This is a genomic window from Sulfitobacter sp. EhC04 (genome assembly GCF_001650875.1).
Lineage (GTDB): Bacteria > Pseudomonadota > Alphaproteobacteria > Rhodobacterales > Rhodobacteraceae > Sulfitobacter.
Window position 1 is genome coordinate 186440 of sequence record NZ_LXYI01000017.1, and the last position, 11296, is coordinate 197735.

General features: G+C 61.4%; 9 protein-coding genes. 3 read left to right on the top strand and 6 right to left on the bottom strand.

The features are described from left to right. Positions 1 to 12: 12 nt before the first annotated feature. The 4 genes from A8B82_RS23520 to tssH are packed head-to-tail and all read right to left on the bottom strand — an operon-like array spanning position 13 to position 6216. A complete protein-coding gene (locus A8B82_RS23520) occupies positions 13 to 1299 on the bottom strand; it encodes a PAAR-like domain-containing protein (protein ID WP_082899210.1) in 1287 nt (428 codons plus the stop codon). After that, positions 1296 to 2351, bottom strand: coding sequence for a 3-oxoacyl-ACP synthase (locus tag A8B82_RS09150; RefSeq protein WP_067291074.1), 1056 nt, complete (start codon positions 2349 to 2351; stop codon positions 1296 to 1298). Before A8B82_RS09150 ends, A8B82_RS23520 begins: the two co-directional genes overlap by 4 nt. Further along, a complete protein-coding gene (locus A8B82_RS09155) occupies positions 2348 to 3463 on the bottom strand; it encodes a DUF2169 family type VI secretion system accessory protein (RefSeq protein ID WP_067291077.1) in 1116 nt (371 codons plus the stop codon). Before A8B82_RS09155 ends, A8B82_RS09150 begins: the two co-directional genes overlap by 4 nt. A 14-nt stretch (positions 3464 to 3477) precedes the next feature. After that, a complete protein-coding gene (gene tssH, locus A8B82_RS09160; RefSeq protein WP_067291079.1) occupies positions 3478 to 6216 on the bottom strand; it encodes a type VI secretion system ATPase TssH in 2739 nt (912 codons plus the stop codon). A gap of 140 nt (positions 6217 to 6356) precedes the next feature. Between tssH and A8B82_RS09165 the strand changes: the two genes are divergently transcribed. Continuing rightward, positions 6357 to 8459, top strand: a complete 2103-nt coding sequence (locus tag A8B82_RS09165) for a serine/threonine-protein kinase (protein ID WP_067291082.1) — start codon at positions 6357 to 6359, stop codon at positions 8457 to 8459. Positions 8460 to 8476: 17 nt separating this feature from the next. Here A8B82_RS09165 and A8B82_RS09170 read toward each other — a convergent pair whose 3' ends face one another. Beyond that, positions 8477 to 9109, bottom strand: a complete 633-nt coding sequence (locus A8B82_RS09170) for a hypothetical protein (RefSeq protein WP_138069720.1) — start codon at positions 9107 to 9109, stop codon at positions 8477 to 8479. A gap of 17 nt (positions 9110 to 9126) precedes the next feature. Continuing rightward, positions 9127 to 9426 (bottom strand): hypothetical protein, encoded by a 300-nt coding sequence (locus A8B82_RS09175; RefSeq protein WP_067291087.1) that lies wholly within the window; start codon positions 9424 to 9426, stop codon positions 9127 to 9129. 21 nt (positions 9427 to 9447) lie between these two features. Between A8B82_RS09175 and A8B82_RS09180 the strand changes: the two genes are divergently transcribed. After that, on the top strand, positions 9448 to 10929 hold the full coding sequence (locus A8B82_RS09180; protein WP_067291089.1) for a caspase family protein: 1482 nt from the start codon (positions 9448 to 9450) through the stop codon (positions 10927 to 10929). A 139-nt stretch (positions 10930 to 11068) separates the two neighbouring features. Beyond that, positions 11069 to 11296 (top strand): hypothetical protein (locus tag A8B82_RS09185; protein WP_443069333.1); only part of this gene is annotated, 228 nt, incomplete at its 3' end.

Sequence of the window (11296 nt, forward strand, 5' to 3'; positions counted from 1 at the left end):
CCAAAAATGTATCTAGGCTGATGCGAGCCAGTCAGATCGCAATGACGCATAGACCCGCGCGGGGCCTTCCTCTGCCGGTCCTTTGCCACATCGGTCGGCCCTCAGCGGCTGGTCAGGTGCCATGCCCAATTCATCGCAGTGATAAGAGTCCAATTGCGCCTTCAGACAGGCATCACTGCAATCCGAGCATGGAAAGACCACCTTGTGTGAGCGCATCGATTCATCACGCATCTCTTCATAGGTCAGGCTTTGCTTGCTCTGCATTTCCACGACGATGAACGGTTCGGTCTTTTTGAGAACAGGCAGGTCAACGGGTGACGCGTTATCAGACACGAAAGCGCTCATCTCCGTGTGCATCATGCCGTGCGATCCAGTCGTGTTGGAACATCCTTCGGCGCACACACATGGCGCGTCAGTGGCACTGTAGGGCGGAGGTTGAACATGGCCGGCAGGCGCTGGAACAGGTGCCGGGCAGATATCAATCGGGAAGTCATTGGGTCCGATGGTGCCTTCACCCCGTCCATTATTATAGAAACCGGATGCGGGCACCATGTGGTGACCGGTTTGCCCCGGACAGGGGCATTGGTTACTGCTGCCCTTGGGTGGCAATCGGCACGCCAGCGCGGCCAGACATGGATCCATCTGCGCTGTATCAGCCATTTCCATCAGGTCAGCGTTATCGCGAAAACTCGACCCCATGACCGGGATCGTCGTATTGTAACCATCTCTGGTTCCCATAATTTCGCCGCGTTCGCCGATTGACAGGTCCAAGGCTGCTTTTCTGCATGCTTCGTCAATGCCTGCTTGGTCGCCACAGGCCTCCTCCGCCTTGTCATAGTCACTCTTGCAGGGGTCTCCGTCTCCGGGGGGATTGGGGTTCCCGATTTTTGGAAAGGGGGGCACATTCGGCGGCGATCCGTGATTGTCGGTCTGGATGTCCGAGAACCGGGTCACGTTCTTGCCCTCGGCTTTGACATTCATCGAAAACGCCTGGGAATAGGCTTTGCCGGTGTTCTTGGAGCTGATCACACCCTTCTTGGCGGCGCAGCCCGCCTCGTCTCCGCTGGTTTTGGTGAAATAGGAACTGTTCTTGAGATTAACGGTCTTGCCGCCGATCTTGACCGTGCCTGTGCCCTTGTCTGTGTCCGTATCAAAGCCAAAGTTCGGATAGGGGATCGGCACGCCGGGCGGCGTCGCCGGATTTTCCGGGGGCGTCATGCAGACATCGGGAAAAGCCGCGATAACCTTGTTGGCCTGTGCCTTGCAGGACACTTCGAGCTTGTTTGCAAAAACGGTCATGCGGCGGCTCTCTTTCGATCTACCGTCTGAAAGATCGCGGAACCGCAAGCGCCGTCGTCGCCCGAGGCTTCGACCATGATGCGATGACCGCTGGCGTATTCCTTTTCAAAACTTTCTAGGCCCCAGCCTACCATCAGCGGCACAAACGCCGCGCCGATGTTGCCAAGGCTATCGCCGGGGGTCCAGATCGGTTGGGGGTCGCGGTGCAGGCGCATGGTGCGCTGCATCGCCAGCGCGCTTTGCTTGAAAAAGAACGCCTCGCCTGCCAGATCGGTGATGCGGAAATCTATGCGGCCAAAGTCCTGAAGTCCGCTCATCTCAAGCGCGTCGCGATAGGCCTGCGTCATGCCATCGGCGCGCAGCGGCAGGTCGAGCCCGTCCTGATCCTTGCGATTATAGATATAGGCCTCTTCCCGTGTCAGACCCAGACCTGTCAGGGCAAAATGCGTAGGTTTGCCCGGCGCGCACAGGATCGCGGCGGCGGCTTCTCCGGGGATGAAACCATTGGCATTGTCAGCGGTCAAAAGGCGATTTTCCCGCAGGAAATGCGCAACCGCAGGCCCGCTTAACAAACTGTCGACACCGATGATCAGTACATGCTGTGCCTCGTCCCTGGCAAACATGCGCCGGGCGCGTTCAAGGGCGACAAAACCGGACGGGCGGCCATGCGACACCACCTGCATCCTGGTCCGTGGGGACAGCCCCGAAAATTCCAGCACACGGGCGGCAAAGCCATCCACGTTGCGTACCACCTGACCGGCGCGGGTGGTTTCGGCAAGACACAGGATCACGGACAAATCCGCCTGTGCCCCGCCCTGCCCCTTCAGCGCATCCACAATCGCACCCGCCGCCAGATGCGCCAGCCGTTTTTCCCCGATCCAGTTGCGCGGCAAGGGCACGGGCGCGCCCAACAGCCATGCCCCACCCGGCGCGATGAACTGTGTTTCGCAAAATCCATCCAGACCTGCGCGCATGGCGGCACAGGCAGAAGCCCGGTCCAACCCGACGGCCGTTACCATGCCTGCCGAGAGGATGTTTACCCCTGTGCTCATGCAGCGGCCTCGCTGTCGCCGGAACGACCAAAGCGCGTGCCAAAGGACCGGTAAGCCTTGCCTTTGGATTTCGCGCGCACCAGCCCGCGCGGCGGTGTCCCGATCCAGGTTTCGGTGAATTCGGTGATCAGGCGCCGCATCGGCACATCGACGCGCCATACCATCGACATCTGCCGCGCTTCGGTGTCAAAAAGCAGCGTATCGGGGCGCAGGACACCCTCCCAGGCCTTTTCCCAGCCGCGAAATATCTGCATCGGCAGTTCGGTCTGCGGCAGGCGGAATTGTTCGCGCCCCTTTGGCGTCAGGTTGAGCAGCGTCACCTCGGTGCCGGACGCGGGCGGCGCGATCTGCTGATCCTTCCCGACCTGCTGGTAATAGCGTTCGTCGAAATCGGCTGGCAAAAACGGAAACACTTCATCCTGCCATTTCTGGTCGTAGGTGCCGCCATATTTCAGCCGATCCGCACGCCCGCGCCAGATCGGTCCCAGCGCCATCGGGCGATAGTCTTCGAAAGGCGATGTAACCTCGACACCCACTTCTTCGGTGTTCGGCAGCGCCGCGCCGGTCAGCCGATCGCGGTTGCGTGGATGGGCGTACCCGCGCCCAACAGGGTTCATCATGTAGGCGTGCGGATTTGCGGCATCGGGATTCAGCCAGTCAGTGCCGCCGAATGCCGTGTCATAGCCAAAGGCTTGCCGTGTAAACGGAAACGGATCAGTCGCCATGATCGCGGGACCGACGACGCGCCATTCGCGATGGCCGACGACCATCAGCGTCTTGTGCCATCCGCCCACCCGCAGACCAACCTGCACGCGCGGCACCTTGCGGCCTTCGGGGCCATAGGCCGCCCCTTGCAGCACCACATCGCAGGCCGGTTTGCGAAAGGCAAAATCGGTTTCCCACTGCGTTGCGGAAAAACCCGGCTCGCCGGTAGGCTCATCGGCATAGACAAGCGGCGTCTGATCGGCCTGGGGAAGCAGGGTCATCTGGCCGCCATCGCGGTCGGGAAAGGCCCAACTGCCCTTGACGACCATCACGAAAAACTCGCGCCCGGCAGCGTCCATCGCAACCGTGTGCTGGTGGCGCAGCCCGAGGCGGTTATAGACAATCATGCCGCGCTCCCCACTTATTCGAACGCGTAGTCAAAACCATCTGCGCCACCCGTCACCGTGACTTTGCGCAGGGTGGCCCCATCGAGACTGTAGGTCAGGATGCGGCGGCTGAGTTCGGGCATCAGCGTATTTGTCAGAATAGCGTCAATCATCCGCCCACCGGATTCGATTTCGGTCGCGCGGGCCTTGATCACATCCATCGCCCCATCACCGATCACCAGTTCCGCACCGTACCCCTCCAGCAACCGCTTGGCGACCGACCGCAGCTTGTGGCCCGCGATCACCTCGATCATCGTATCGGAAAGCGGATAATAGGGGATCGTGACCACCCGCCCCAACAGGGCCGCAGGAAAGACCCCCAGCAAGGGCGCGCGCAGGGCGTTGTTCAACTCTTCCGCATCGGCCTTGGTCTTGCCATCCTCGGTCATCGCCATGATCTCTTCCGATCCGACGTTTGAGGTCAGCAGGATCAGCGTGTTCTTGAAATCAATGCGCCGCCCTTCGCTGTCATCCATCATGCCCTTGTCGAACACCTGAAAGAAAATCTCGTGCACATCCGGGTGCGCCTTTTCGACCTCGTCCAGCAGCACCACCGAATAGGGCCTGCGCCGCACCGCCTCGGTCAGCACGCCGCCCTTGCCATATCCCACGTATCCCGGCGGAGCCCCTTTCAGGGTGCTGACCGTATGCGCTTCCTGATACTCGCTCATATTGATCGAAATCACATTGTCCTCGCCGCCATACATCAGGTCGGCCAGCGCCAGCGCGGTTTCCGTCTTGCCCACACCGGACGGCCCGCACAGCATGAAGACGCCAACCGGCTTTTCAGGGGGTTTCAACCCCGCCGTGGAGGTTTGAATGCGGTTCGCGATCATCTCCATCGCGTGATCCTGGCCAACGACACGTTCCGCCAGCGACGCCGCCAGTGCCAGCGCGCGTTCGGTCTGGCTCGACATCATCCGGCCCATCGGGATGCCGGTCCAGTCCTGCACGACCGAGGCAACGGCCTGCTTGTCCACGGCAGGCAGGATCAGCGGTGTCTCCCCCTGCGCCGTGGTCAGCGCCAGCATCCGTTCCCGCAGGGTAGACAACGCGCCGTCACGGTCGAAGGGCACGGCCGCCTCTGCCGGTGCTTCAGGATCCTCGCCCACATCGGCGTCCGTCGCACTTTCTTCGGGCACCGCATCACCGATCTCGCCCGTGTCATCAAGTGCCGCACCCGCATCGCGCAACTGTGCCCGCAGATCGAGGATTTCCGCGACCATTTCCTTTTCTGCCTCCCAGCGGGCATTTGCCGCCTCCAGCGCCGTCGCGGCCTGTGCCAGCCGCGTCTCTACCTCTGCCCTGCGCTCCGTCACATCTATCCCGATCGCTTCTTCACGGTCGATGATGCCCTGTTCGATCTCAAGGGCGGACTGCCGCCGCTGAATGTCCTCGACCTCTGCCGGGGTCGCGTGCTGGCTGACCGCCACACGGGCGCAGGCCGTGTCCAGCAAGCTGATCGCCTTGTCCGGCAGCTGGCGACTGGGGATATAGCGGTGCGACATCTTCACTGCCGCCTCGATTGCCTCGTCCAGCAGTTCGACGCGGTGATGTTTCTCCAGCACCCCGGCGATGCCGCGGCACATCAGCACCGCCTTCTCCTCGTCCGGTTCCTCGATCTTGACGACCTGAAAACGGCGGGTCAGGGCCGGGTCGGGCTCGATATGCTGCTTGTATTCGGCCCATGTGGTCGCCGCGATGGTGCGCAACTCTCCGCGTGCCAGCGGCGGTTTCAACAGGTTCGCGGCATCCCCTGTTCCGGCGGCACCGCCCGCACCAATCAGCGTATGCGCTTCATCAATGAACAGGATGATCGGCGTGTCGCTGGACTGGACCTCCTCGATCACCGATTTCAGGCGTTTCTCGAACTCGCCCTTCACCGACGCACCCGCCTGCATCAACCCGATATCGAGCATCTGCAAATCGACGTTGCGCAGTTGCGGCGGCACATCACCCCGCGCCAGCCGCTGCGCGAAACCTTCGACGACTGCGGTCTTGCCCACTCCCGCCTCGCCCGTCAGGATCGGGTTGTTCTGTTTGCGCCGCAGCAGGATATCGACGATCTGGCGGATTTCCGCATCGCGGCCCACGACCGGATCCATCTTTCCGTCGCGCGCGCGCGCGGTCAGGTTGGTCGCGAACTGATCCAGCGCCGACTTGCCGCCAGGCACCTTGCGCGCGGGCCTGGCCCCGTCCTCGACCGGTTTCGCAGGTGCCTCGATGGAATCGACCAGCAGGTCGTCGAGCTGTGCCGCCATCGCCGAAGGGTCAATCTTGTCGAACTCCAGGCTGATCTTGAACAACAGCCCCTCCAGCACTGGCACCTGAAGCGCGCCCAGAAGCACATAGGCCGACCGCACGGTATCATCCCCGAATTCCAGCGATCCGAAACTCCATGCCTCCTGAATGGCGCGAAAAATGTGGTCGGAAAACTCCTCGACCGACCCGGCACCGTGGCGCAACGCATCCGTCGCGCGCAGCACGTCACCGTCGAATTTGTGCCGGTCGATACCAGCCGATTCCAGCAACAGCGCAAAATCCGTCCCTTCTGCGTCGGCAAGGGCTGTGACGAAATGGATCAGCTCCACATAGGGGTTGCCACGCCGTTTCGCTGCCTGCGCGGCCTCTGAAAATGCCTTCAGACATGCCGGATTCAGCTTGCCCACAAGCTCCTTGCGCTTGATCGTTTCCTGCGATCCGCGTGCGGACATATCAATATCCTCCAAAAAATGTTGTCGTAACGGGGTACTGATGAAATAATCAAAGTCGTTTTATAGTCTCCTATACTAGACCGAATTTGATTTTGAATCGACAACTTTGGCGGGCGATGCCCTGCCAACTGGAGCATTTGATGAAAACGCCGCTGCCGACGGATATCTTCAAGACCGGACAGGTGTTGAACAACACCTATGAAATTGCCGGCGTGTTGGGCCGCGGTGGCACCGGCGAAGTCTATCTCGCCCGCAACCAGATCAACGAACGCGACTGCGCGATCAAGGCGCTGAACGCACAGTTCTCGGACAATGCCGAATACATCGACCTGATGCGCCGCGAAGACCAGATGCGCGCGATCCAGCACGACGCGGTGGTCCGCTATACCGAGGTGTCACGCTCTGATGCGGGCCATGTGTTTCTGGTGATGGATTACGTCGAAGGTCCGTCGCTGAACGATATGATGCAGGATCGCAAGCTGACCCCGCGCGAGTTGCTGATTGTGGGTCACCGTGTGCTTGAAGGACTTGTCGCCACCCATGCGCACGGCATCGTCCACCGCGATCTGAGCCCCGATAATATCATCCTGCGCGGCGGCAAACCCGAACGCGCGACCATCATCGACTTTGGCATCGCCAAGGACACCGCCGTGGGTGCGCGCACCATCGTCGGCAACCAATTTGCCGGAAAATACGAATATGCCGCACCTGAACAACTGGACGGACAGGCGGGGTATCAGGCCGACCTTTACGCATTGGGCGCGACCTTGCTGGCGGCATGGCGGCGCGACGTGCCTGATCTGGGCACCACGCCCGGCGAAATCATGCGCCGCAAGGCCGCCGCATTGGACACCGACGGGGTGCCCGACCCGTTGCGCCCGCTGATCGAATGGCTGAGCCAACAGCGCCCCGAAGACCGTCCAAAGGATGCCGCCGAAGCGGTCGCCTGGCTGGACGGTCAATTGCGCCCCGACACCGGGACACAGACCGAAGGACCGGGCGGCAAGGCGCGCAAGCGCAGCCGCGCGCCGCTGGCGCTGGGTTTTGTCGCATTTTGCGCGGCCGGTGTGGGTGCCGCGTGGTTCACCGGGCTGCTGGACGATCTGTTTGCCCCCGCCCTTCCGGTGGCCGCCCCGTATGAAATGACGGCGACATTCGATCGGGGTGGTGAACAATCGCTGATCTCCAACGCGCCGGATTCCGAAACCGCTGCCGGATTGCGCAATGCGTACACCAACGCGGCCGGGACACTTGCCAATCCCGGCGAAATCACGCTGGCCACCGGCATGCCCACCCCCGACTGGCCCGACAATGCGGCTGATCTGATGACGCTTGCTTCGGATCTTGAAAACTGGACCGTGACCCTTTCGGATCTGTCGGCAAACATCTCCGGGCTGGCGACGTCGCGTGCAGCGCGCGACGCCGTGCACACAAGGTTGACAACCTATGGCACCCAAGAGGGGCTGGACGTTCGGACAGACCTTGTCGCTGGGCCAAGGGTCCTGCCCGCTGCCACACTCGAACCCTATCTCACCGAGCTGGCAAGCTGCGGCCCGCTCAAGCAACTGGACGGCCCGCAGAGCGACTATGCCCTGTTCGATACCGTCACGATTATCGGCGATGTCACCGCCGATGCCGACGCCGAGGCCATTCGCGCCGGTATCGAACCGCACCTCGGCGACCGCAATCTGAGGGTCGAGACCCGCACGCTGAACAAAGATCTCTGTGCCATCCGCGCCGCCTTGCCACCGCTGGTCGCCGATACCGTGTCGATCTGGCTGGGCAAGGGCAATACCGGCGAACCGGCGCTGACCGGCGTATTCACGACCGGCGAGAATCCCGTCGTGGACATCCAGATGCCAGCCACCCTGACAGGCGCATCCCTGTGGGTCATGGTTGTGGACAACACCGGAAAGGTGTTCCACGTGCTCCCCAACATCAACAGCCCCGCCCATATGATCGACGATCTGGGCGTGATCGAAAACGGCCTGCGCCGGGTGCGGATCCTCTGGCCCATCGCGGCGCTTGCCGAAGATCCGACGCGGCTGGCTATTCAGGTGACTGAGGAGGACTACGGCAAGAGCGAGGTCATTGCGATCCTGTCCCGAACTTCGCTGTTCGATATGCGGCGTCCCCGTGACGAAAGTGTCTCTTCGGTCGCCGGGGCGCTGGTGGAAACCCTGAAGGGCCGCGAAGACGAGATTCTGGGCATCGCGTCACGGATCATCGACGCGCGTCCGTAGGTTGGGTCGGCCTTGGATCAGATCGACCGCAACAGGATCGTCCCGGTGTCCATCGCCGAAACAATGCGCTGGAACTGACGGCGGCGCTCTTGTGAATTCTCTGTCGACCGGATCAGCACCGTCTGCGATTCCTGAATGATCTGGGTCGCCTGGGCGGCCGCCTTTGGCAGCGCTTCGGTGGCGACAGGGCGCAGGGCCCGTGCGGTGCGGCGTGGTTTGGAGCCGCCCTGGACGATTGGACCTGCGGGCAAGGTCCGGCTGCGGTTCTGCCGCACCACGCGTTCCAACCCGGTCGCAGACTGGGTCACCGCCTTCTTGACCGCGGCGTATTCGCCTGTGTTCGGCAAGGCGGCGGCGATCCTGGCGTGTTCATACGCCAGACAGTCGATCACATATTCCCGCTTCTTGATCCTGCCGCAAAACGCGGTCGCGGCTTTCAGTTCTGTCACGACCGCATTGGTGACGGCAGCCGAAAGCCCGGTCGCGGTCTTGGGCGGCAACGCCTCCGGGCTGCCGGCAGGGAACAGGGAATTCGACGTTACGTTGCCGGGATTGTCCGGGTCTGGGCCATATCCATTTGCGTCGTCTTGTGCGGAAGATGCCGTCGCGATGCTACAGGCCACGACGACAAGCAGAGCAAAACGTGTCAAAGAGAGATACATTTCCGTTACCTCCAATATCTGCGGCGCGGTGTCGGCTCCGCACTGAATTGGTCATAATCTGACTGCGCGCGCCGATGTCGCGCATCCTGACCTGCTTCGTACATTTTATCGTCGAAAATAGCGGCAGCGTAATCCCGCGCCTGTGTCGAAATAAACATGGTCAAGATGCCCGATGACAACATGAAATGGGAGAGAATACCACCGCCATTCTGAACGCCCTGTCGCATCAACACAAAAGTGTACGGCTTTTTCAGCAGGGAAATCGGGGCTATCATCTGACCATTGAAGTTGATTCCTTTTTGCATTTCATTGAACCGAGGTACGCGATGCGCTGGCTTCTGATCTGCTTTCTGCTTGTTCTGCCATGGCCCTTGGCCGCCGCCGACAGGGTGGCGCTGGTGATCGGCGTGTCCGACTACCAGTCGATACCGCCGCTCAAGAACACGGCGAACGATGCCACAGCCCTTTCTGCCGTGTTGGGCGACATCGGATTTCAGGTCACCACCCTGATCAATGCCAGCGGCAGCGACATGCGCGCAGCCCTCGACACCTTTGCCTTCGAATCCGAAACCGCCGACCTCGCCCTGATCTATTTTGCCGGACATGGGGTCGAAGTGCAGGGCGAAAACTTTCTGATCCCGGCAGACGCGCGGGTAACCTCGAACGCGGACATCCAAAAGGAAGCCCTGTCACTCGACGATCTGCTGGCCGCAGTGGACCGTGCCCGCAAGATGCGGATCGTGATCCTTGATTCATGCCGCGACAATCCATTCGGCGATTTCATCGATCTGTCCAAACCGGTGCAATCGACGGCCTCCGAGGTGGCCACGCGCGGTGCGGGCGGATTGGCCCCACCGGCACCGGACCGGGGCACGCTGGTCGCCTTCGCGGCCAAGGACGGCAATGTGGCCCTGGACGGCAACGGCAACAACAGCCCATTTGCGCTGGCCCTGATGGACAAGATGAAACAGGAAGGGCTCGAAATATCGCTGATGTTCCGGCAGGTGCGCGATGACGTGCTGAGCCGCACCGCCAACAGACAGGAACCGCACACCTACGGGTCGCTGTCGGGCATACCGTTTTTCCTGGCCGGCGCGGGCGATCTGCCCCCACAGGTAAACGCGGACGATCCAAAACTGGCATGGTCCGCCCTGCGCCCCGAGGACGAGGCCCAGTTCATCAAACTGGCGGAGGCTGGCGACACCCGCTCGCTGATGAACCTGGCCTACATGCGGCTCAATCCGCAAGATGCACGCTTTGATCCATCCGCTGCGGCCGATTATATCGAACGCGCCGCCAAGGCAGGCTCGCCCGAAGCCCAATACGAACTGGCCGTCCAATACGAAGCGGGCAAGGGTGTGCCGCAGGACACCGCCCGCGCGCTGGAACTGTACCGTCAGTCGGCCCGGCAGGATTACCCCGACGCGCTGAACGATCTGGGATTTTTCCATTATCAGGGCATGCTCGGCCTGCCCGCCGATCCAAAGACGGCCCTGATCTATTTCGAACGCGCGGCAGACCAACGCCATCCGCAGGCGATGTACAATTTCGCTGCGCTTATCGACGACGGGCTGATCCCCGACAAGACACCCGAGGATGCGGCGGAATACATCTATCAGGCCCTGCGCGCAGGCAGCCGGTCGGTCCTGAAGGTGCTGACCGATAATCCCGAACAACTCAAACTCGCGACCCGTCGCGCCCTGCAAACGCGGTTGACCCAACATGATTTCTATCAGGGGACCATTGACGGAGATTTTGGCCCCGGCACGCAACGCGGTTTGCGCCGGGCCTATGGACTAACGGAGTAGTTGGAAAATTAGACAAAATCGCCAGAATATGTTCTAATCCACATCAAATTTAACACGCATCTCGGCGATTATTTCCGCCACCCGAATTTTTCGAAAGCCGCATCGCGCGGGATATTTTTATTCAGAAAAGGAATACCTCATGAAGTTCAAGGTCCTCGCCCTGTCGCTCTGCACGCTGCCGCTTGCGGGATGTCTGGAACCGCCCAAGCAGGAAACACCCCCGGCGGCGACTGCCACCGCAACCGCGCCCCAGACCCAAAAGGCCGCAGCCAAGAAAACCGCGCGCAGAGCCCCCGCACCGCAGGCTACCCCGGTGAAAAAGAAAGTCCCCGCACCTGTTGAGGTGCCAGAAACAAGCGGCGGTGGC

Bases quoted from the DNA above. Each gene is read 5' to 3' on its own strand.
- A8B82_RS09180 (WP_067291089.1), top strand. From the start codon at position 9,448: ATGCGCTGGCTTCTGATCTGCTTTCTGCTTGTTCTGCCATGGCCCTTG.
- A8B82_RS09155 (WP_067291077.1), bottom strand. From the start codon at position 3,463: ATGATTGTCTATAACCGCCTCGGGCTGCGCCACCAGCACACGGTTGCG.
- tssH (WP_067291079.1), bottom strand. From the start codon at position 6,216: ATGTCCGCACGCGGATCGCAGGAAACGATCAAGCGCAAGGAGCTTGTG.
- A8B82_RS09175 (WP_067291087.1), bottom strand. From the start codon at position 9,426: ATGCAAAAAGGAATCAACTTCAATGGTCAGATGATAGCCCCGATTTCC.
- A8B82_RS09165 (WP_067291082.1), top strand. From the start codon at position 6,357: ATGAAAACGCCGCTGCCGACGGATATCTTCAAGACCGGACAGGTGTTG.
- A8B82_RS23520 (WP_082899210.1), bottom strand. From the start codon at position 1,299: ATGACCGTTTTTGCAAACAAGCTCGAAGTGTCCTGCAAGGCACAGGCC.
- A8B82_RS09150 (WP_067291074.1), bottom strand. From the start codon at position 2,351: ATGAGCACAGGGGTAAACATCCTCTCGGCAGGCATGGTAACGGCCGTC.